Raw genomic sequence first — 24,357 nt, 5'->3', positions numbered from 1 at the left:
CTTAGATACAAGTTTTTTAATTCAAATTGTAAAAGTTCGTACCCATTATTGTGTTTTTTTGATACACTGCATTCAATGGAGACAGAGAGTTGACCAGATTACCTGTAAATCATGGTCATTTCGAAATTACGGGCTCCTTCAATCAGACAGATTCTTACTACAAATATTTATGGCCTGTCTGACACGCCTTACCGGGCTGACAGAACCAGCCAGGGCCAGCAAGTGGAGCTGATTGTTCTATCTGCAATGATTACAGAACGTCTGTATACCCTCCCAGCACCTTACAAGGAAAGAGACAGCAGACAATGTAATCTGACTGTGACCTCAAAAGGCACGCAGTCCCGGTCAATTACAGGCACAGGACTGTCCAGAATGATAAAAACAGGTGAGCACCAGTTATGTCATATACAAATCATCTTAGACCTGTACTCACACTGTAAAACCGCCATAAATTCCTTAACTGACGAGATCAGTCAACACGCTGAATATCAGCACAAGCCGTGAACTATGGATCAGGCCGGAGCGAGACCGGCATGATAAAAGCCCTGACAGGCCACTGCCTGCAGAGCAGGAACAGGCTCGACATGCAAACAGTAAACTGCAAAAGGCAGAAATAAGTGCTAAAGCCTGCAGACAGATAATCAGAACATGCTACCTGCTGCACGTGCAGCCCAGTCCTTGTAGTCTTTTATTTTGCAACCGTCCCCAGACACACACCCGGACAGGCTGACCGCAAACGGCCAGAACTGCATTAACACGTCTGTACAGCCCCGTAAACATGAGGCCGGACATTGCACATCTGAGGATAAGCGGAGTTCAGGCAACAGGCCATGCAGAAGCGGCGTATGACACTGACAAGCTGATTTAACAGTTTTTCCCATGGGCCTGACAGTGATTCTTATGGCAGGAACACCAGCCCAAACTTGGTTGAAATTAAGATGAGCGAGAAGTTTTATAACACCTTTGCCTCTGCCTCTGGAAACAGAGAAAGAGAGGCCAGCAAGACAGTTGTTGAGCTGACACCTGCCGTATGCAGAACTGTAGTTGACAAGTTCATCCCACAGATGAACATCACTGACCTCCGTCAGGGCGGTAAAATCCGCTTCTCCGGTATTTCCCTGATCGTTACCACTGTTCTTGCTTACATGTGCGGCTACCGTTCAGCCTGCGCCATTGGCAAATACTGGTCTGACTTCCATCAGGAGCTCAATCAGATCATTCCTGATTTCCCTGACAAGCCTGTCTCCCACGACACCATCAAGCGCACCATTGAGTACCTGCTCTTCCCTGAGTTCACCGTATTCATTGAACAGTTCTGCCTGAACCTGCTCTTTGAGTCCCTGTCCGAGCAGCACGCCAACAATCAGCTGCCTGACAATATGGTGCCTTTCTTCAAGCGTGTTCTGCTTGAGTACAACCAGGCAAGCCGTGACAACACCCGCAAGATCAGCGGCCGCAACTGGATGGGCTCTCTGGTTCAGGACGATGACTACAAGTTCATCGAAGATCGTGACAGAGCCTCTGGTGCAGCTGATCGCCGCTTCAAGGCAACCATTTACAGCAGCTCCATGAAGCTCAACATCATCAGCAAAGAAGAGCTCGAACAAAGCCGCGCTACCGTCTCTATCCTCAACCAGCTGCGCAGCTTCTCCTTCAAGGGCTGCTGCAACGATGTACGCTTCAAGATTAATCGCGATATCAACAAAGCAGGTATTGAAAACAGATCTGAGAGCATAGTCTCCAGCAACAGACCAGCTGCCAGCGTAAACAGCCGCTCAGCTGCACAGGCCCGTAATCCGGCTCATTCTGTACTGAGTACCAGTCTCAAGTCACAGGACTCTGAAACGGGCAGCCTGCGCTGTCAAACACCATACATCAACGTTAACTCCGGCCGCTTCCCTAACTGACGGCCACGCCAGATTTACTGGCGGCAAAAGCATCACAGTCCCATGCCAATAACAGAGGCAGCGCGCTTTTGCCCTGACAATCCGGTCCCTGCCATAACACGAATCGGCCGGGTTTTCGCCACTTAATTCACCTTACACGCAGGGTCGTATCTGACAGTACGACCCTGCTTTTTTTGCCCTCAAATCCCACCGCGCCATCCACTTTCCCAGCAACGAAAACAGCCTTCCTCCCCTGACACTTCCCAGCCTGGAAATAACACCCGGTACCAGCCGCGCATTCTCACTCCCAGCTCAGGCCACGCCCCATCAGCCGCGCCAGGCAAGGGAAGCCGCGTCACATCCCACATCTTAATTTAAGTAATGTACTTTACCTGCACTGCACTTATTGCAGCCCGGAAATGCTCGTCCCGCATGTGTACAGATCGTCGTCGCACCGGGAGCAGGCCCCACATCACTGGGTCCCAGGCGATGGTCTGCACTTCATTAGCCCTCAGCCGATGGTCCGCACATCATCGTTTATCGGCCAATGCCCCAACATCATTGGATCCCGCAACGTCATTGGATCCCGACCAATGATCTGCACATTAACGTGTCATGGCAAGTGGTGACTGCGGTATTGTGTCCTTGCTTTACTCATCACAGCCCTGATAGTCCAGGCGGTTGCAGCTAAAGCCAGGCAAGGCCCGGCAAGGCCGGGCAGGGCAAGGAGATGTCAAGGCACTGGTCTGGTTTTTCGCTGGCCAGAATTTCAGTCCATTACCAGCCTGTCCTTGAGCTGCTGTGCAAGGTCAGGCCAGGTTATGGCCGCTCCTGTACTCTTGCCTCCCAGCGGTGGATCCGGGCTCTGAATCTGCAAATATGCTGTCCTGACTGCTCATGCCAGGTCAATGGCTGCATTTTTCGAGGGCTGCAGGTCCTGCAGCCATGGTGCAGCGCAGCATTTGTCAGTCCCTGATTTGTACTTTGTTAAGGGCAAATCATCGAGCGTAAATGGGGTGCATGTATGACAGGCTTGAGGTCAGTTACACATTGCTTTTAATTTATGTCCTGACTTCATTTTTTCATGCGGAAGCCCATGGGTGCGTGCACCAGGTCAAAATATAAATAAAATGCCATAACTCTGGCATTTTTCCGCATATTTAACTGTGTCAGCTCCAGGTCAAAAGTAGTAAAATCGTTATATGCCAAAGTGGCACTTCATATACATCGTACCTATGCAGGTACGGTCCAGTTCATGCTGCAGAAACTGACCTTTCGTCAGTGCTGCGCCCTGCGACCCGTACCCGTACTGATCTCAGGTGATGACATGGCTATAAATGTAAATACTAATGTCTCAGCGCTTAATGCGGTCAGACAGCAAGACAAGGTTCAGAACGTTGTTCAGACTTTGCAGCAGCGTCTGGCCTCGGGCAAGCGCATCAATTCTGCCAAGGATGATGCTGCCGGCCTTATTATTTCTGACCGTATGACCGCTCAGATCAATGGTCTCAATCAGGCCTACCGCAATGCCAATGACGGCCTTGCTCTGGCTCAGACCATTGAAGGCGGCATGAGTGAGGTCACCAACATGGTTCAGCGTATCCGTGAACTGTCTGTACAGGCAGCAAACGGCACTCTGGACTCTTCCTCACGCGATGCCTTAAAGCAGGAAGCTGATGCTCTGGCTCAGGAAATCACCCGCATTTCCGAGCAGACCACCTTTGGTGGCAAGACTGTTCTTAACGGCTACGATGCCAAGAACGGTACTTCCATTTACCAGACAGGCTCTGCCGCACCACAGCAGGGTAACCCTGATATCCGCTCTACCGGCCGTCTTGACCTCCAGGTAGGTCCAAACGCCGGCGATCAGGTATCTTTCGAGGTTGACTCCACCAGGTTCAGCGGCATGGTTCCTGATACCATCTACGACGCCAACACCGGTCTGGCCTTTGGCAGTGCTGACGATGCCTCCTCTCTTATCGAGGTTATGGACTCAGTTCAGGCTACCATCGACAGCAACCGTGGTGACCTGGGCAGCGTCCAGAATCGACTTGAAGCCACTCTGCGCTCCAACTCCGTTTCAGCCGTTAACCAGGCCGATGCCCGCAGCCGCATCAGTGACACCGACTACGCTGAGGCCACCTCCGAGTACGCCCAGCAGCGTGTCATTGAGCAGGCCGTAATCGCCATGATGACTCAGGCCAACACCCGTCCTAAGTTTGCAGCTCACCTGCTCAAGTAATACTCAAAAACCCTTTACTGAGCACAGTGCAGCTCACGCGGCCGGGCCGCGCAGCTTCAGGCTGAAGGTCCGGCCACCAGCTGTTTTGCTGACAAAAAGAGCTTATCCCTTTAGTGGGATAAGCTCTTTTTTATTGTTCACTTTCAACCCCTGGCGCCAGCCTGTTACTGCGGATCTGCATGATCGACATGCAAGGTCAGGCCTGTATGGGCCCTGCATACCCCAGCCAGAACTGGCCTGGCATGGCCTGGCCCGGCCATGACTGGAATTGCCCGGACATGACTGTAATTGCCCGACCAGGACTTGCCAGTCCCTGTGCAGCTTCAATGGGCGTCGGCTGCATCAATTAGACAGGGCATTACAGTCGCGGCGTGCATATCCAGGAGGTTTTTGCTGTCCTGCTGGTATCGTGATGCATTTCTGGCTGTGACTGCATGCAGGAGAAAAAGCAGATAAACAGAGCTGCTTTATCTGGTCTGCACCCGACAAACAGCCATTGGACGGCACTTTCCTTAGCATTGCCGCGTCATTTGGGTTATTATGGAGACTCGCTCCGGAGCGTACACCGGCCTGCAGAGCTTGCATACTTTCGGGCATTAAGCATCTGAACTGATATCTTACAGCGACACTTGATTTGTGCCTGACTGGTACCCGCTCTTCAGAAGCAAAGCCATCCACCTCGTCAGCAGCTACCCGTGTCTGTATTCAGTTTGTTTTGGTACCTGTTCATACAGGTTACAGCCAGCTGCAGACCTGATTTACATCTGGAGCAAACCAGGCCATGACATGGATGTAAACAGTATCTGAACCGGCCGGGACAGGGCGCTGACCAGACTGTGAGCCGGCCAGGACAGGGCTCTGACCAGAATGTGAACCGGCCAGTACAAGGCGCTGACCAGACTGTGAGCCGGCCGGGACAGGGCGCTGACCAGACTGTGAGTCGGCCGGGACAGGGCGCTGACCAGAATGTGAACCGGCCAGGACAGGGCTCTGACCAGACTGTGAGACGGCCGGGACAGGGCGCTGACCAGAATGTGAACCGGCCAGGACAGGGCTCTGACCAGACTGTGAGACGGCCGGGACAGGGCGCTGACCAGACTGCGAACAGAAGTGCATCGCAGAGTCTGTACGGTCAGGCTGTGCAGTCAGTACGCATCATTTACCTTCTTTATAAGCCCGCCACCGGGCTCAGCCTGCTTTGAGCATATCAGCTGAGCACGCTGTGCACATAATCAAAGCAGACAGAAATCATTAATGCAGGAACTGCCTCCTGCCCTCTGGAGAATCTGAGCCAAATGGAAGAGCAATCCAAACTCCCAGTCAACAGCAACTTCATCAGCTACATCAGGGCTTTTGGCCCATGGCCGGGATCTAACGGCCTGTACAATGAGTACAGCGAGGATCTGCTGGATAACATCCAGAATCCTGACTTCAACTATTTCTTTTTCGATATTGAAGAGCAGAACCTTTTTGCCCAGGAGATTGCAGACATCATTAACAGCCGGACCAGCAAGGTGATCTTCCTTGCAGGCAAGGCAGGTGACGGCAAAACCCACTTCCTGCGCCGTATCTGTACAGCTGAGCAGCCTGTAGGTATGGGCCGTGTTTTCTGGAAAGAAAACAAATCAAACTCAGTCATCAAGTTCACTGATACTCAGCGCAATATCAAATACACTATTGTAAAAGATTTTACAGAGCTTTCTGTCGGCAGCCCTGAGTACAATGATCTCTTTGAGACTGTCAGCCGTATCATGGACACCGGAAATCAGGACGGGAGCAGCAGTACTGACGACAGCTGTGAGATTGCCATTATTGCCGCCAACAATGGCAAGATTCTCAAGGAATTCCATAACCACTACAGCGGCAGCAGCATTATCTCCAAAGACATACTCAACAGCCTTGAGGACTATCTGCTGCGCGGCAACGAGCTCAAATCAGACAGCATAATCTGCAAGAATATAGGCTCAACTATCGACAGTAATGCTATCGTCAACATGTTCCGTCATGTGCTGGAAAATGCGGCTTGGAGCAAGTGTCAGAAATGTCAGCATCATGAAGTATGCCCTGTATTGAGCAGCCGCAATGAGCTCAATAACGAGATCTTCTATGACCGTATCAGGGAGATCTTTACCATCCTTATTGATGACGGCACCCACTTTACTACCCGTAACATTCTCCAGCTCATCAGCAACACCCTGCTCGGCTGCAAGGCTGAAATACCTGAACAGTCTTTCTGGACCTGTGAGGATGTATTTGCTCAGGTTGAGTCAGGACTCGGTACCGGTTTAGGAAGCGCCTGCAGTGATGCAGCGGCCAGGCAGTATATGAGTCCTTATGACGGCTTCATGGGAGTTAACGTCAGGAACATGCGCTCCCGTGGTGACGGTAATGCAGTTTTCCGCTTCCTTGAAAACATGCAGCCAGGTGAGCACACTACCAGCCTTATTGATCAGTTCCTCATGTTCGGAGACAGCCCTCAGTTCAGCACCCTCAATGAAGCTTTCTCCACCATGTCCAGTATGCCGTCTTTTGGCGACCAGGGCAGAGTCAGGAACATCCTTGAAGATCTGGCTACCCACAGCGATGTCAAGAGCGTACAGGAAGACAGTGACAGCAGCGCAGATGGCACTGATGAAATAACTTTGCTCAGCGAGCTCAGGAATATCCTGACCACACGCCGCCGCAGTCTGTTTTTCAGCATGGACGAGCGCCGTTTTTCCCCAATGCCTTTTGATCCGTACAGCCTTTGCGCTTTCAAGTTTGGCCATAAGTACCTTGAGCTTAAGGAACTGGTTTACAGCGGCAGGCTGAAGAACTCCCCGGCCATTGCCGGCACTATGATCAATGGCCTTAACCGCGCCTTTACCTCGCTGATGACCATAGCCGAGACCAGCAAGGTAACGGTCTCTACCAACAACATCATAAGCCCGGCCGATCTGTGCATGATTTATGACAAGGACTATGAAAAGCCTTGCGACTTTGACCAGAAGATAGTAAATGACTGCATCCGTCTTATCCCGTCAAAAAAAGCCGGCAACTGCTCAGGCCTGATATGCATTGCCTACTACGGCCCTGGTGATGGCACCAGCGATCTGGACGAGGAAATCAGGCGTCTTGACAAAGAGCGTAATGACTGGTTTAAAAAACGCGAATATAACCGTGTCGAAGAGCTTACAGATAAGATCGAGGAGCTCGAGGCCAGGAAAAACAGCAGCAATCAGATTGTTTCCTATCTGAGCATTACTCCCAAGATCTTTGAGTATCTGATGAGTCTGTCACACGGCATGGTTGGAATCTCCTTCTCTCAGGAGTGTGCCTACGAAATCATGACCTTCAAGTCCTCTCTTGAGGCCTTTATTGTCAAGAACAGAAAGGTAGAAAGGGACCATGATGAAGATATTGGCAAACTCATCAACAGACTGCAGTTCTGTATGGTCAATGATGACGGCTGCATAAGAAAATAAACCTGCTGACAGCCAGACTGACGGCCCCCCTGTGGCCTGCACTGCAGGCCCTGGCCGACTGCCCGCTCAAAGTCCGCCATGGCGGCTGCAGGACGGGCAGCACCTGCCCACATTACTATCATGAGCCAGGCATCTGCCCCTGCTCTTTACAGGCTTAAAACTATGAGTACTGATACCAGATTAGTGGAAACTGCTGCTGACAGCGTTGCTTACGGCAGCAGCCAGGAAGACAGCATTGATACTTTCAGGCGCCAGCGGGCAAGCTCAGGTGAGGTCTTCAACTCTATTGAAGAGTTTGTTGACAGTATTGGATCACCTGACTCAGCAAAAGAAATCAGCCAGTGGCTCAAGCCTCATGCAGAGTCTGAGAAAGTTCTCGAGGATCGTATCCTCGGCAAACGCTACAACTCGTCGGAGTATTTCAAAAACCACCGTCAGAACAAGTTCATGGTCGAAGAACTGGTCTTTGGAGACAGACTCCATCAGGCTGAAAGTAAAGACTACGCCATGCTCACTTTGCTCAACGTGCTGCTGTCACAGAACAGTTCCAATCCTTTTGAGCAGAATCTTCAGGGCCGTAAGGACAAGTTCCCGGACAATGTCGATGATTTTGTCTTCATCAAGCCCAAGCGCCTTCTGCTGCGTCATATTCTGTTCAACAGCCCTTTTACTGACGAAATAGCTCTGATGTCGGGCACAGATAACAGCCGTCAGTGGCAGGTATGGCGCCGTCATTTTGAAACCAGCAATCAGTGGGACAGCTCCAAGTCAACTGACCAGCATGTATCAGATGATGACGAAGAGAGTAGGGGAAAAACAGGCAAGTCCTCAAAGAAAAATGTCAGCTCCACTGCCAGAGGCTTTGACAGATCGGTGCTCAAACAGATTGAGACCGTTTTTCAGGACATTACCACTTTTGCCAGTGCAGTACGCATGCTGCGCGCCTGGACTCTGGATAACAGTGCTGAGCGTCAGTGGTGTTACAAATTCACCTTCCCTTACGGTCCTGAGGGCATTTTCTGGGAGATGACCAAGGAGCACTCACTCAAGGCCAACTTCATGCGCGGCAGCGGCCTGGTGGCTTTTAACATGCTGGCCCGCTCCTGGCGTAACGCCATGACTGACGGTGAAACTACTGCCAATCTGGGTGCTGAGTTCTATGATTACTTCTTCACCCGCGCCGACGAGATTAATGAAGTCTCCCGAATTATCTGCAAGATCCACCCTGATGATGTAGCAGAAAGCCAGAACATTGCAGACCTGCAGAACTGCCATCCTGAAGCCATTAAAAATGCCGGTTCGGCTATTACAACTACGGGTTATCTGCCTTACCGTCATCTTGATGTTTATGATCACTTAAGCCGTGCATGCTCCAATATCATGCAGCTTAACCTCAACAAGCAGGAGCGCCTGTCAGCCCTTAATAACATCATCTTCCTGGCTATTATCTGCTATATGCTCGAGCAGCAGCAGAAAATGCTCAGGCTCAACGGCTGCCGCTGCAATATCGACATGATTGTCTGCATGGATAACCTTATCACTCAGGATCTCAAAAACGCCTCACGCAAGTCTTTTAAGGACAACAACGAACTCTTTGATGAGTCTATAAAAGCTTTTATCAGCGCCCGCACCCGCAACATGACTGCCATGGCTGCCCCTTTCCTTCTGGACAGAGAAAACTGGAGGGATAAGGGAGGGGAAAGAGTGCTCAGCGCCCAGGAGCAGCTGTTGCTGGTCTCAATCATGCGTCACGCTTTTTCCATCAAGAGTGATTTCATGCTGGATCTGAGAAAGAACCCTGACGGTGATCATGAGCCGGGTGTCTTTACCGTTGCTGGCAGCGAGGAAGATGAGGTTACCTACAGCGCTGTTGTGGACCACTTTACCTCTCTGGCACTGGCCCGTGACAAACATATGGACCGCCTGCACTACACCTATGCCCGTGAAATAGGTCTGCTCAAACAGAACCCACGCTCAGGTCACCAGTATCAGATCAACGATGATCTGCTGCGCACCCTGATTTTTGCAGTTATGGGCAACCGCTCCAACATGATGCTCGATCATTTCCTTGAGAGAATCTATGAGGACTGGCATCTGATCATTGGACCGGCCGAATACAGCCGCTCTGCTGGAACTGATTGCAGCTCAGGTGAGAGTGGTCCTGCCAGGCTCAAGAGTCAGGTGCTTGAGCTCAATGTAAGAGCCCTCAAGGAAAGACTGAACCGTCTTGACATGATAGTCAGTCTTTCCGACGGCTGCGACTATGTGCGCAATCCATTCTCCAACGATTTACAGCAGCAGTAATGCTCATCAGCCCTTTGATACCGGAGCTACAGGCACCGGTATATGCAAGGACAGGTCACTATGAAAGCAAATTCCTTTGTCAACATGGGCAGCAGATATGAGCTGTTGCCTCATCATGCCCGCAACGCCTTCAGTCTGGATGCTGAGCGTTTTTATACAGCTGCTCAACAGCGTGGTACTGAATGCCACATAAGCTCTGACGATACCTCCGACCTGCACGGAGCAGGCTCTGCTCCTGTGCAGGCTGATACGCCGACACTGGCTGATGCGCTGATGTCTGCTGATGCACCGGTGCTGGCCGATGCGCTGGGACATGCTGATGAGCCGACACAGTCCCGTGCCGCAGCTGGCGGAGTCCCAGCTGACGGCGCCCCAGCTGACGGCGCCGCCGGCAGCGATGCCGGTGGCCAGGCTGTCCAAAAGGCTCTGGATTTGCGTCTTACTCCCAAGGAGGAAGAGGAGCTCAATAAATATTTTGGAGAGTATCTTCCCGTAATCAGGAAAGAGCGTGAGCAGATTGCTCAGCAGCTGCTGGGCTTTTGTGGCATGCAGCTTATTGAGTCCCTGCTTCCGGCCAGCAAGAAAGAATACGACAGTCGCTCCTCCCGAGGAAACACATCCCTGGGCTTTTTCATCGTGGCCGGCCTTGATGCTGCTGACATCGATACCATCATCTGCCAGATAGACGCAGAGCACCAGAATTTCACCCGCTCTTTCAATTACTGGAACTTTCTAAACATCATTGTAGAGCAGTCAGGTTACAGAGAGGATCTTGAGGGCCGTTCAAAAAGCTTTACCAGCCGTGTAGCTCAGAAAAACTCAGCTCACCTGCGCAATCACCAGCAGAGCGGTTACCTTACCGTGCTCTTTACCCGTGAGACTGCCAGTATCGACACCCTGGGTGATGTAACCCAGTTTACTGAGGAGTCAATTGCCGGTCAGTTACATAAGAGCTTCAGAGACTTTACTGAAAGCAGATACCCTGACATCAGTCATTCCATTTTCCCGGACTCGGAAAAGAAGAGTGCCCTGATTTTCTTCCTCAAGGCCCTGTCAGACGGCTACTTCAGTGAGCTTTTCATCGACATGCACCTTCTGCTGTCCTATGCAGCCGAGATAGTCCGGGCCTTTATTGCTCTTGATAAAGCCGGTGGCGAAAAGGACACTATCCATGGCATAGCAGGAAAATCCCTTCCTGTACTGGGAGTGCCGGCTTATGATGGCCTTTTCTATCAGAACAGCGCCAAGAAAAAGGACTCACGTTATAAAAACACCTTTGAGTCCTGGCTTACCCATGTTCAGCCTCTGCAGAACCGCTTCCTGAGCTCAGGCAGTGGCCCTGATGTCAATGAAATTACCGCCTGCTTTGAAGGCTATGTCAAAGACAGCCAGTATAAGAAGATTAAGGACAGCTGGGTCTCAGCTGTGCTTAAGAACTTCGTGCGCACTTCTGCCAGTGACAGCCGCAGCTCAGGCCAGATCTATGACCAGCTGTGTCATGCTGACTGGGAAGTGATACGTGCGGCCCTTTTTACCATGGTTGCCCGCAAGGCTGAAAAGAAATCCCTTTTTGACCGCACCATGGAGCTGTTCAGGCAAACGGTCAGTGACGCTCATGAAAACATGAGTGATGCAGACGAAGCTCTGGCAAGTACTATTCTTAACAAGTCTGCAACCGCCATTACTGAGCAGGAGCGCAATGATCTGTACCGCCTGTACAGTCAATACCGCAACATACTCACCAAGGACAGGTCTATTAATAACAGCTGGGAAAAGCTCATTTACACAGGTGAGCGCATTAACAGCGACAACTTCCTGGTATCTTTGCTGCGCGTTATCTCCCAGCATGCCGACACCCATGATAAGGAAATCACCAGGGTTACGGTCAAACTCAACAAAAACGTCAATGACGCACTCAAACTCAACTATCAGTGCGCCATGCAGTTCAGTATTCTTTACGGACCTTTTCTCAAATCTCTTTCAGAGACTCTGGGCAACCGTATAGCATTCACCTGCAACAGTGCCGATGACAAAGCCGGGTTCCCGCTGTTTAACTTTAACGAGTTTCTGCGATCCCGTCATAACGATTCTTCGGCCAGAGACACCTCGATGCGTTCTACTGTCAAGGGAAGCAGCCGTATCACTCTGGCCTTTACTGTTCTTATCGAAACCAGCGATGACAAGTCGCCTGCACCACGTATTATCGAGTGGACGGGCTTACCAGGCAGCGCAGGACATCTCATGCCTGTGGATCTGGAGCTGCTTGCCTCCAAAAAGGTTAAAGCCCTGCAGCTGGGCACCTATACCAGAAGCAGTGAGCTGCTCAGAGGCAATGCCCAGTCAGTAAAGCTCGAGAGTATCGAAGGCGCAGGTATGAATTCCGGCTTTTTCAGACCTGATTCCAGTACCGAAGCCTGGTGCAATATCCATGGCTGTGTTACCAGTGCTCTTAAGAGTATTGAAGAGCGCATCCCTAAAGACAGTCAGAGCGATGCTGATGAAAAGATGCTCAGGGATGTGCGTGACATCAGACGCACTTTAAAGGATTTTACAAAGCAATGGAACAGCTGTCTTGCCAGCATGTTTGCCTGCACCCTGAACATTACAGAGGTTCGCGCTCTGTCAGTGCTGTACGGCAAACTGCAGTGGCGCATCATGAACTCATCACTGATAAGCTCATCTGATCAGACAGTTTCCCAGCTTGCCCTGAGCATGCTGGAACTTGTCAGCATGACCGGCATGGCTGTACCTGAAAAGGCTGCCCATCTGCCTGCCCGCTATCTGCTTGAGAATGAAATTATTGAAAGTGACAGCAGCTGGGCTGATACCATCTTCCCTGCCGGTATGCGTACTGCCGCCATTGCCACACCTTTCCATCCTGACAGCATGCTCAGCCTGTTTTCACGCAATGAGGGCCTGTGCCGCATGATACGCTCTGTGGTGATGTACAAGTCATCTCTGAGCGATCACAAGCAGTTCAGCAACTTTATCGAAAACAGCGAGGATCGCTGCTGGGGCCCTGAGACCATTGCCATGACACTGGTGCGCAACACCAGACAGAAAGGCAGCACCATGGACAAGTCTGTGGTTACTGCCTGTGCCTGGCAGCGTGGCTATACCCTTTATGATGAAATTGCCGGTCTGCAGATGCAGTATGGTGCCATTCACGGCGTCGACAGCCGCTCAGGCAGTTTTGCCATTACCACCGATGGCAGCTCGGCAAGCCAGTACACCATCAGACTCAAACGCTACCGCGAAGCCTTTATCCGCTATCTGCAGAGGTATATCAGCAGCCGCCCATACTATATGGAAAGCTGCACTGTGATGATTTACTGCTGTGGCATGCTTGATCTGCCTCTTGAGATTTACGAGGCCATTGCAGACAGTGAAGAGCTCAGATCCTGCAGCTTCCGCCTTATTGTCGTCAACAACAGCCTTTATGACGCTCAGGAGATTTACCGCTCCTTTGAGAAGAAACGTGTACAGCTTTCACGCAATGACAATGAAGGTCACTTCAACCGTCAGGTCCAGGTATCAGTGCTGGCCAGTACCGCCCAGTCTGCCCGCAGCAATGACAGCGTATTCAAGATGAATACCTCCAAGTCTACCGGTACCTACGACAAGTGGCTGGATCTTGAGATTCTGCGCACCAGCAATGGCGAACCTGATGAAGAAATGAGACGCATGGTGGATATCTGCCTCATGCCTCATGTATTTGACAGCCGTGCCCAGTACCGCCTGACCTCTGGCAGTGTTGATGTAATTCCGGTCAGTGATGAGTTCAACTACTGTCCGTCGCTGATTTCTCATGTCGACTTTGAGCATAACAGCGGCCTCCAGGCCGCCCGTTTCCTTACCACCCCGGTACTGCCGCTCAATCTCATTATTCAGAATCTCAGCTCGGTATGTATTGTTGAAAACAGCAATGAGCACTTCGCCGTCTCATCAGATACGCTCAAAAAGATGCTCGAACAGTATGATGCTCAAAGCTCTGATGGCGCTGCTGCTTTCCATTATGATGCCCAGTTTGTCAAAACCCCTCTGATGCGTCAGTTCATCAAAGATGCCGTACGCGACTCAGGTGAGGTGGCCAGCCTGCAGAACTATGCCCACAATGTCATCTATATCGATGACCTCATGTGCCGCCAGAGCATAGACAGCAACAGTCATCTTATCTACTTTGACCGCTTCAGAGACTGTCCGGTCAACTTCATGGTTACTACCCGCAAGCTTAATGTCCGTGACATGAAGTTTGCCCATGAGATGCTCAACAAAATTTCCATTACCGATAATGACAATAACCAGTGCTGCAGCCTGATCAGCCGCGATGCCACTGTTGTCTCGGGCAGCATACTCATGCGTGCTCTGCTGCGCCGCAAAAACACCTATGAGATGACAGGTCTCGTACTCAGCCGCTGGCTGATGATTAAGCTGATGAGCAGACTGGCCGCCAGCATCAAAGCCAGCCCTGTACTCAAGACTCCGTCCTTTGTCAGCCTTGACGAGTTCAGTGCCCTGTTCAGCTCCGGCGCTGCCAACAATCAGCTCTCCGATCTGATGGGCATCCAGGTTCTTGAGTACAGGCAGGGCCATGCCGCTACCGCCCCTGACGGCATCACCGCCGCCTCAGCCGGCTCTGCCAGCAGCGGCGCTGCCCGCAGCGGCACCGGCGGCACCGGGGGCAGCACCGGTGGCACCTGCGCCAACAGATATGCGCTCATTTTGTACATTGCTGAATCCAAGTTCCTGGACAAGGCAGATGGCGGACTTGCCAAAAAGTCACGCGATCAGTCTTTCAGCACTGCCCGACTGGTATATCAGTCACTGTCCCAGCAGGAAGATGAGTTCAACCTCTCTCAGCGCCAGTGGCTGTGCCAGCTCATGGACATGGTAAGTAACAGCCAGACTTTCAGTGCTGCCCAGCTCAACCTCAAGTATCCTGAGTTTGCCCGCATTGCTCAGCTGATACGTGAAAATCAGGTTGATATATACCTGCGCAGCCTTTCATGTGTCTTTGCCCTGCATGAGAACTCCTCAGCTCAGAGCAGTGTCATTTTCAATGCTCCTTCGGGCAGTTCAGGCGCGCCGCTGCTGCAGATGCGCATCTCAGGCTACAGCCTCAGAAATCTGTTCATGTCCTATATCTCGGAGCAGTCAGGTTCTGACGAGACCCTGAACAAGCTGCTTGACCATGACACCGAGCGCAATCTCGAGACCTTCATGGAGGATCGCTCCTACATAGCCCTGCATCCGCTGCGTCTGTCCTAGACCGCCCATACCGTACCGCACCGTACCGCACTGGTCCGAGCCCTGACCGCAACGCGCTCAGGGCCGTGACCTGCCCGCTACGGGTACACCAGGTCAGCGCAGCGGCCGCCCGGTCGCTGCGGCCGCGCCGCAGGTCTCATTACCATGAGAAGATATAAGAGCCTTTGCCAGGACCAGCTCCCGGCAAAGGCTCTTTTACTTTTAACAGAACAGGGCAGGCTCAGCGCCCCACCGCCCTGCACCGCGCCCGGCTCCCCACATCTCTTCATGGCCGCCAGACACGATATTTCCGCCTCCTGGCTCAGGCAAGGGGCCCATACAGGGACAGGCAAGAGCGCAGTCAGGGACCAGTCAGGGCTCATACTGGGCGCAGCCATAGCGCAGCCAGAGCGCAGATTAAGGATCGCCTGCATCAGGCAGCCCAATGACCAGCCATGCTCCATGGTATTCAGCGCTCCAGCATGTGCCCTGCATTCCCTTTATATGCATACCAGCACTGGCAACAGCCAGTGCCACAGCCACAGCCATACCGGTACCATAACCGTGCACTCCTGCAACGTTTACGGTGCACGGTAAGACCGCTCTGCTCCCCGGCTGGTGGCCTGAAAATCATTGTGGGCCGCATGAGCTTATGAGCGGTATCAGGGCCGATCTTTGAGATCGGCCCGGCCCACCTGCGTGCCTGCTTCCGAGCGGTAATTACGGGCTTTATCAGGTAAAAAGCCCGCCGTGCCTGGCAAAGTAAGCCCGGTAATCAGGGCATTATTCTGGGGCTTTAAGCCCGGGTAACAGACAGGAAAATCCTGGTGACTGGGCCAGCAGGAGGGACAGAGATTTGCGGGCGCCGGGCTTTTTGGCACACAGTGTGCCGTGCACGTGCATTAGATACAGCGCTGATACTGAAAATTGCGCATTTTTCAAAAGCATGGGGTCATAAGTGGGGCCCGTAACGACGGGCTTTGACTGGGATCCTGCAAATGCTGTAAATATCTGACCACATTGGCAAATATTGCACACATGAGCCCTGCATCCGGTACCATTGGCTGGAGAAAAGTTGTATTATGAATTCAGGCGTAGTCTTAACTGTGTCATCTGCGCCTGCTATATTTTCCGGATACACAGCTTAAAATACCGTCACATTAGAGTATATTGACAGTAACTTTCTGACACCTCCGGAGAGCATTTTCATCACCTGGCGTGTACAAAGCGCTTTTTGATGCTATTTTGAAAACAGGATTATCTGCCTTTTCACTAAACATCCTGATCTTTTTGTCCCGCAAAGCTCAGCAAACAAACCGGGCAGCTACTGCTGCAGGAGAGACATACCTTCCATGATGGAGTCTGTAAGCCCCGCATTCAGACAGGCTTTCTTACCTTTTGTACCATGATGACCTCAGGGGCAGTGCTCCCCTGTGGGCAGCAGCCTGATGAGCAGGAGCTCTTACGAGCATGGCAGATCACGGTGCAGCAAGGATAAACCGCCTCTGTTACAGTGCGTTGTGAACCTGAAGTGGCACGTTAAATGCCTGCAGTATTGCATACCCCTAAAGGGACAGATAAGAGACAGCGATCAGCTCTCAGAGCATATGATCCTGCTGTGCAGGGCACGGCTTATCGGCAGTCTGTTCATCAGGCCTGAGGCCCATGGCAGAGGCTGCTGCAGTCACCCTGTCAAAACTCATGAATCCATTGGCCACACTGATATGTAATAGCCTTATTACAGCATTTAGGGTAACGTGCCAGACGTTGGCAGGAGAGATCATGAGCATCCTTGCGATGGCCATGAATGCCTTTTGCTCACAGCCTATGGACAGTTATAGCGTAATATGTGCACCCTGCAGACGGCACAGACCGCAGCAGACCACTGTTACAAAGACTAAATAAATCAGGCAGCCGTATGGCCTGTACATGGCGGCAGCTCACGATTAAGGTTTGAATTATGGTTAAGCCACCTTCTGACAGCACTATCAGCTGGTTTGTAAGTCAGTGTCATATTCACAAGTACTCACAGAAAAGCACTATTATCCATGCCGGAGAAAAGGCTGAGACCCTGTACTACATCGTCAAGGGCACTGTGGTGGTCCTCATCAAGGATCATGACGGCCATGAGATGATTCTCACCTATCTCAACCAGGGCGACTTTATCGGCGAGCTTGGTCTTTTCAATGAGTCCGAGGAGAATCCGGTACGTACTGCATGGGTTAAGGCCAAGACCAGCTGTGAGATTGCCGAGGTTTCCTATAACAAGTTCAAGCAGCTCGTACAGGTAAACCCTGAGATTCTGATGCGCCTTGCTTCCCAGATGGCCGTCCGCCTTGCTGATACCTCCAAGAAGGTAGGCAACCTTGCATTCCTGGACGTTACCGGCCGCATTGCCAAGACTCTGCTCAACCTGGCTCACCAGCCTGAGGCCATGACCCACCCTGATGGTATGCAGATTAAGATCACCCGTCAGGAAATCGGCCAGATTGTAGGCTGTTCCCGTGAGACCGTAGGCCGTATTCTCAAGATGATGGAGGAAAACCACCTCATCCACGCCCACGGCAAGACCATTGTGGTTTACGGCACCCGCTGATAAACGTCAGCGTCTGCTCGAAAAAAGCCCGGCTCATGTCAGCCGGGCTTTTTTCTGACCAGGCAACCGTCCCGGTTCGCAAGGCCGGGCTGGTCGGCCTGCAGGGCGTGCCCCGCCATGGCACCATAACCCACCTGCCCTGCGATGCCAGGGCCCGAACCACCACGAAACGCTTGAGCCCGACCATGGTCCTGCAACCTGGCCGTACCTGGCTCATCCCGCCCCTGCTTATACTCATGCTCATAACCATGAATGCCCATGAGGGGACAGGCCGGGCATAACAGAGATCCTTTGTGACCGCGCAACACGTAAAAGCGACTGATGACAGTGTCTGCCATACAGTCGTAACTGCTGAAAAATGCCCAAAATGTGCACTGGGGCTTAAAAATCAGGCCTAATTTACAATACTGCAGCTATTTGTGGCGCGCATACTAGCTAATTTCAGGCCAACCAGTTATAATGCCAATTACTATTAAGAACTGAAGAAAAAAACTTCCGTTCGTACTCAAAAATTAAAACCGTAGTGATTGTGTCGAGAGTTACCCACATCTCAGTGCCTCCATGGCGCGCCAGCAGATGAGGCGTGACTCTCGATTTTTTTTGCCCTGACAAAAGTACCACGAAGCTGCAACCTGGAAATTCCCGGCCCCGCCACGCCCATCCCATCCCATCCCATCCCGGCGGCATTGCCACAAGCCCCATCCATGCCCGCTTATGAGCACCCGCCCCATGCTGTGCCGCCAGGACTCTCCTGCACAGTTCTCTTCCCACGCCACAACAGTCCGGGCAGCAAGGGCTTATAGCAAAGCTCCTTTGCAGTACTTTCCAGTGCCAGTCCAGGTACAGCCCCGATCCCAGTGCTATTGAATACCTGCCTGTCCATGAGGCTTCATGGGACCTGTGCTGCCTGCAGGTCAGTAGCGTCCCGGCCCGTCCGGGAAAGTCCCACCAATCCATTTCGTCTTAATAACCAGGCTCACAAATATGGCGCATGATCTAAGAGAACAGAACCCAAACCTGATGTTGTCCCGGAAACCAGCCGAGCACGGCCAGCCGCACACGCATGCCATTTTGACAGCCCGGCAGATACCAGTGCAGTGCCAGGCATCATCCTGCGACGCGGCACAACGCGGCACGGCGTGCTATGCCGTTGCAAGGCGCAGCACGGTGTTGCAGGGAGCAGCACTACGCTGCACGGCGTGCTAATCCGTGGCAGGGCCCGGCTCGACCTTGCTGTGCCAGGCTGGGCGTGGCACGGCTGATAACAGCTGTGTTGTCTTACCTTGCGGTGGTGGTGGTGTCTCCGGGCATTAGGGGCGTTGGGTGCGGTACCTGAAGCTGCTGACAGATAAGGGCGGGGCGTGCAATTTGTTTAAGTGGCGGGCAGGGCTTGTGCTATACTGTTTGAGTTTTTTGCGTGAGCCTGCCCGGGGCTGCTCAGAGCCATAAAAGCCTGATACAGGCGCTTTTAGACGGGCTGACAGACCATGGTACAGGCCGGTCGTGTATGAGGCAGCCTCCTGCCCTGGTCGCTTACTGAATACTGAGCTTGGTGTCAGTAAGGCGGTATTGACGGTGCGGTGCACCGGGTCGGCATCAGCCGGCCGGACCGGGACACGCAATGGTTATATATCCGTCTGCCAGCATGCTCCGCGTCTGTGCTGGAGCTTAAGTAAAGCGGATATGAGTCGTGAGACTAACAGGAGTAACAAATGGCATCACTGCTTGAACGTGGCGTTCATTCCTTTTCCAAAGAAGATCTTTTAGCATGCTCTCGTGGCGAATTATTCGGTAAGGGCAACAGCCAGTTACCAGCTCCAAACATGCTGATGTTTGATCGCATTACCTCTATCCGTGCTGATGATGGCGAACATGGTCTCGGTCAGATCACTGCCGAACTCGACATCACTCCGGAGCTGTGGTTCTTTGAATGCCACTTCCCAGGTGATCCAGTTATGCCTGGCTGTCTGGGCCTTGATGCCATGTGGCAGCTGGTTGGCTTCTTCCTGGGCTGGCGCGGCGGTCCGGGCAAGGGTCGTGCTCTGGGCGTAAAGACCGTAAAGTTCAAGGGTGAGGTTCTGCCTGACTGCAAGAAGGTAACTTACATCATCGATATGAAGCGCATTATCGAGCGCGGCAAGCTCATCATGGGCGTTGCAGACGGCAAGGTTCTGGTTGACGACCAGCTTATCTACACTGCCGAAGATCTCCAGGTAGGTCTGGTTCCTCCACAGAAGGACTAAGCTTTAAGCTCCCGTTTCACGCAGGCCGCTGAGCTCACGCTCAGCCGGCTGCGCCGCACACAGCCCCGTAATGATTCCGTTGCGGGGCTGTGGCATTTATATGCCCGGCAAATCCCCCTGGCCCCGCCCAGGACAGCAAAGGCTGTCCCGGCAAGGCCCGGTACCCGGCACTGCCTGTCTTACGTCCCGGCACTGCATGTCTGTCATCCTGGCACAGCCCCAGCAGATTACCATGCCCCTGTCTGCCTGGCCGGCGCGGTACCGCCAGGCTGACAGCACACTCAGTGACCGCCACGGCCATGCAAGCTGGCTGACAAGGCAGCGGAACACGGCAGCAGCGCCAGCTGTTCCTGCCTGCAGGTCCAGCTTCAGTAAGGGCCTCTGGCATGGCACATTCAGCATACCAGGCCCTTTCAGCCTGCTAATTTATCGCTGTCAGCGCCCGCGCCGGGACATAAACCATACCACCAGTGCCAACACTACCACCAGTACCAGGAAGAACATATGGATAATTCTGAACAGCACAATTGCCCTTGCTCCGCTACAGCCTCCAGCACGAGATCAGCCACGGCAGCGCCCCTGCAGGACAAATCTGAAAGCAGTGCCGGTGAAAACACGCGCCTTACTTTTGACCACAGGCCGGTAGTGGCTTTTGTCTGTGTGCACAATTCCTGTCGTTCCCAGATAGCCGAGGCTCTGGGAAAACTGCTGGCCAGCGCCAGCTTTGAGTCCGTAAGCGCCGGCACTGAGCTCAAGGACAGGATTAACCAGGATGCCGTACGTCTGGTCAAGGCACGCTACGGTATAGACATGGAGGCTAAGGGGCAGCGCAGCAAGCTGGTAGCAGAGCTTCCTGCCATTGATATTGTCATTACCATGGGCTGCAATGTTGCCTGCCCATCAGTGCCGCATAAGTATCTGTTCGACTGGGGTCTTGAGGATCCTTCAGGCCATGATGACGACTTCTTCAACCACACCATTGACAGTATTGAGCACAAAATAAGACAGCTGGCCGCCTCCATTGTCATCACCAGCCCATAGCGTTTACGGCCCCCAGCGCCAGACAAACTCTCATGGGACAAGATAAGAGCAATGGCAATGGCAAGGGCAAGGGCAATGGCAAGGGTGCATGCGATGATCGCGCAGCGGCCAGAAAGCAGTCCTGCCAGGTGGGGATCAGCTGGGAAAAACAGTGTTGTGAAGTGAGTGCGGGGAATTGGCCTTATGGCCTTGAGTGAACTGCAGGAGTGCCGAAAAAATCGCGTAAATATCAGGAACGACGGTCCTGAGGGCGGGAAAAGGGCACAAAAAAAGCACCTTGCGGTGCCCTTAATGCGAAATGGTCGGTGATGTAGGATTCGAACCTACGACCCACTGCTCCCAAAGCAGTTGCGCTACCGGACTGCGCTAATCACCGATCTCATTGTCTGTCCCTCATGAAGAACTGGTCGGTGATGTAGGATTCGAACCTACGACCCACTGCTCCCAAAGCAGTTGCGCTACCGGACTGCGCTAATCACCGATCTTATTGTCTGTTCACTCATGAAGAGCTGGTCGGTGATGTAGGATTCGAACCTACGACCCACTGCTCCCAAAGCAGTTGCGCTACCGGACTGCGCTAATCACCGATGGCGCACATTATAGGTAGGTGATATCAGACTGTCAACAACAAGAGCTTAAAAAATATTTAACCTGGCGTCCGCCGTAACGGCCTGCCTGCGCGCTTTGCGATATTTTTCAGCATCAATATGGCCCGCAACCACATTCCCGGTCCTGCCTGGCCTGTCCCATTACTGACCATGCCACCTGAATACAGTCCACAGAACACCATAGTGGCAGCCATAGAGGCCGCGCACATCACGGCTTCGCTTAATTCCCAGCAGCTCCATCAAACCGCTAAATTCCAAGCAGGCTCCATTAGACCGCTTAACTCCCATCCTGCTCCATCAAACCGCTTAACTCCCAGCCTGCTCCATTAGACAGCTTAATTCCCAGCGGCTCCATTAAACCACTTAACTACCTGCGTCCTCCATTAAGCCGTATGCCCGCTTATGCATGGCATCGCCCCAGCCTTTGGGCTGCCTGACCAAAGGCGATTCGGCCACTGAGGGCTTAAGCCTCCATATATTACAGACAGTCAGATCTACCCTTAATTGCAGCCCTGACGTAATGTGCTTTTCCTTGCTTTACTATTCTTTTCCTGCCGTGTCGTTCCTTCTCTTTACCTGCCGTAGCTTTCCTTTCTTTTCTTTCGTGTCCTTTCACGGTCGTACAGTGCCCTTCTTTTTCCTGCCCTTCCTTTCCCTGACGTACCTTTACTTATCCCTTCCTGACCGGACTTCAGCTCCGCCGCACCAGTCGTCAGCCAGCAAAGGCACGCTCATAGAGGCATGCTCAGCAATGCCATGGCCTGCCTTAACATCCGATCTTAAGACAGATGTTGATCCGCCTCTTGATGGTCTTCAGAGAGCTGCGGTCTGCATATTTCAACTAAGCTCAATTTAGCTATTAAGTAGCTGAAATATTACCTGTGAACAAGTGAAAATCTCCCAGTGTTAGTACTGACTTAATCATATTATTTACTTAAGTCCCAAATTTTTCCTTATGGCTTTAAAACCAGCACCCACACATGTCAACGGGCTGTCACTGGCCTTTCGGCACTGATATAAAGCTGATATTTACGTTATTTATAACTTATATACAGCTGTAGTGACACGCACTTTGTCCTGCTGTTCCAGGTGAATGGCGTTTTTAAGCCTTTATCATTCTGAAATGATAAAGTCACAATTTTTCAGTTGACATAAGCCCGGTAATGTTGGATATTTGTATCACATCATGAGAACTGATCAGCTGCCCTGGCATCTGTCCACGTCAGGATCTGTCAATGGCTGTCAGTTCTTAACTTTCAGGATCTGTAAAGCATATGCTGCCTGAGCCTCCCGGCTGGCCTCTGCCCTGACTGTCCTGTGCAGGGTTATGACAACGTTTGCCGCAATACAGCCAGGGTCAGGATGCATATATGACCGGAATTCATCAGCCGCCTGTAAGCAGTAACCTGAGCAGGTCTGCGGTTCAGCCCTGGCCTCACCTCAGAGGGCAGCTGATATCACGAATGTGCTGAACCTTTATCCGCCCCATGGCGTACTGGCCGCACAGTGACAGAGTCATGCACGCTGGCCATGATATGCCTGCAGCATGCAGGGCACTAAGCTTATATTCCGGAGGTACGGGCTCTGCCTGTACTGATGATTGACAGCCTGAATACGTCGGTCTTTAGTAAGGAGAGTGTTATGCCAAGCTTAAAGGGTACTCAAACTGAAAAGAACATCTTAACCGCCTTTATCGGTGAGTCTCAGGCCCGTAACCGCTACAACTACTATGCCTCCGTAGCCAAGAACGAAGGCTATGTTCTGATTTCTGCCATGTTTGAAGAAACCGCCAATCAGGAAAAGGAGCACGCCAAGCGCCTCTTCAAGTTCCTCGAGGGTGGTCACACTGAAATCACTGCCACTTTCCCTGCCGGCGTAATCGGTGACACTGCAGCCAACCTCAAGGCTGCCGCTGATGGCGAAAACGAGGAATGGACCGACATGTATCCAAAGTATGCCGCCATTGCCCGTGAGGAAGGCTTCCCAATGATTGCTGCCGTAATGGAGAACATTGCCATTGCTGAAAAGCAGCACGAGAAGCAGTACCGTGATCTGCTGGCTCACCTTGAGGCCGGCACCATGTTCCGCCGTGATGACAAGGTTATCTGGCGCTGCCGCAACTGTGGCTTTATCCATGAGAGCACCGATGCTCCTAAGGTATGCCCTGCCTGTAACCACCCACAGGCCCACTTTGAAGTGCTGCGCGCCGACTACTGATTCAGCTCCATGGCCATGAGATAAGGGCTGCGGGACTGACCCGCAACATGCTCAGATTTACAATTCCATGGCCCGCTCATGGCCCTGTGACCTGCTACCATGACTGCCTGACCTTAAGCCATTGAGGAACAGACAGCCATCAGGTCTAACCCTTGCTGAATGATAAAAGGCACAGCTTACTGTTCCCTCAGGACAGCAGGCTGTGCCTTTTGTTTTCCAGTCTCCCAGACATGCCAGGGCACGACTGGGCCAGGCCCGAGCCATGGCCGCATCCCAGGCCGCCGCCCCAGGCGGCCACAGATGTCGTCATCCCAAAGGGTAGCAGGGCAACATCCAAGGGCAGCTACAGATGCCGTGGCCGCATCCCAGTACAGCTACAGATGTACGTACTGTTTAAGTGTGGGGTGTAGATATTTCTACAAAAGCCTATAATTAAGCCATACCTTGCGACAGGGTAAAGTAGCTTTATCAGGCGCTTCTGGTGATCTGAACCGCACAGCGTTCTTCTA

General features: G+C 52.3%; 9 protein-coding genes and 3 tRNA genes. 9 read left to right on the top strand and 3 right to left on the bottom strand.

Features of this window, described 5'->3' with window-relative positions; translation table 11 throughout:
• Positions 1 to 938 precede the first annotated feature (938 nt).
• The 8 genes from MXE41_RS04165 to MXE41_RS04130 all read left to right on the top strand — a co-directional run bounded on the left by MXE41_RS04165 (position 939) and on the right by MXE41_RS04130 (position 21,023).
• On the top strand, positions 939 to 1,907 hold the full coding sequence (locus MXE41_RS04165) for a transposase family protein (protein WP_247099473.1): 969 nt from the start codon (positions 939 to 941) through the stop codon (positions 1,905 to 1,907).
• A gap of 1,306 nt (positions 1,908 to 3,213) precedes the next feature.
• Positions 3,214 to 4,128 (top strand): flagellin, encoded by a 915-nt coding sequence (locus MXE41_RS04160; RefSeq protein ID WP_246978040.1) that lies wholly within the window; start codon positions 3,214 to 3,216, stop codon positions 4,126 to 4,128.
• Positions 4,129 to 5,423: 1,295 nt separating this feature from the next.
• A complete protein-coding gene (locus MXE41_RS04155) occupies positions 5,424 to 7,592 on the top strand; it encodes a hypothetical protein (RefSeq protein ID WP_247099472.1) in 2,169 nt (722 codons plus the stop codon).
• Between the two features lie 162 nt (positions 7,593 to 7,754).
• Positions 7,755 to 9,896: a hypothetical protein gene (locus tag MXE41_RS04150; protein ID WP_247099471.1), complete on the top strand. Its 2,142-nt coding sequence runs from the start codon at positions 7,755 to 7,757 to the stop codon at positions 9,894 to 9,896.
• 60 nt (positions 9,897 to 9,956) lie between these two features.
• Entirely contained in the window at positions 9,957 to 15,164 is a 5,208-nt protein-coding gene (locus MXE41_RS04145) for a hypothetical protein (RefSeq protein WP_247099470.1), read from the top strand.
• A 1,939-nt stretch (positions 15,165 to 17,103) separates the two neighbouring features.
• A complete protein-coding gene (crp, locus tag MXE41_RS04140; RefSeq protein WP_246978044.1) occupies positions 17,104 to 17,739 on the top strand; it encodes a cAMP-activated global transcriptional regulator CRP in 636 nt (211 codons plus the stop codon).
• A gap of 1,712 nt (positions 17,740 to 19,451) precedes the next feature.
• Positions 19,452 to 19,982, top strand: coding sequence for a bifunctional 3-hydroxydecanoyl-ACP dehydratase/trans-2-decenoyl-ACP isomerase (gene fabA / locus MXE41_RS04135; protein WP_246978045.1), 531 nt, complete (start codon positions 19,452 to 19,454; stop codon positions 19,980 to 19,982).
• Between the two features lie 645 nt (positions 19,983 to 20,627).
• Positions 20,628 to 21,023 (top strand): arsenate reductase ArsC, encoded by a 396-nt coding sequence (locus MXE41_RS04130; protein WP_348647414.1) that lies wholly within the window; start codon positions 20,628 to 20,630, stop codon positions 21,021 to 21,023.
• Between the two features lie 299 nt (positions 21,024 to 21,322).
• Here the strand turns inward: MXE41_RS04130 and MXE41_RS04125 are convergent.
• The 3 genes from MXE41_RS04125 to MXE41_RS04115 all read right to left on the bottom strand — a co-directional run bounded on the left by MXE41_RS04125 (position 21,323) and on the right by MXE41_RS04115 (position 21,610).
• Positions 21,323 to 21,399: transfer RNA gene (locus MXE41_RS04125), tRNA-Pro, on the bottom strand.
• A gap of 28 nt (positions 21,400 to 21,427) precedes the next feature.
• Positions 21,428 to 21,504 (bottom strand) — tRNA-Pro (locus MXE41_RS04120).
• Between the two features lie 29 nt (positions 21,505 to 21,533).
• Positions 21,534 to 21,610, bottom strand: a tRNA-Pro gene (locus MXE41_RS04115).
• 1,662 nt (positions 21,611 to 23,272) lie between these two features.
• Here MXE41_RS04115 and rbr point away from each other — a divergent pair.
• On the top strand, positions 23,273 to 23,848 hold the full coding sequence (gene rbr, locus MXE41_RS04110; RefSeq protein ID WP_246978047.1) for a rubrerythrin: 576 nt from the start codon (positions 23,273 to 23,275) through the stop codon (positions 23,846 to 23,848).
• The last annotated feature ends 509 nt before the right edge of the window (positions 23,849 to 24,357 follow it).

The organism is Anaerobiospirillum sp. NML120449 (assembly GCF_023051105.1).
Taxonomy (GTDB): domain Bacteria; phylum Pseudomonadota; class Gammaproteobacteria; order Enterobacterales; family Succinivibrionaceae; genus Anaerobiospirillum.
The sequence above is the reverse complement of the archived record's forward strand: the minus strand, read 5'-3'. Positions and strand labels throughout refer to the sequence as shown.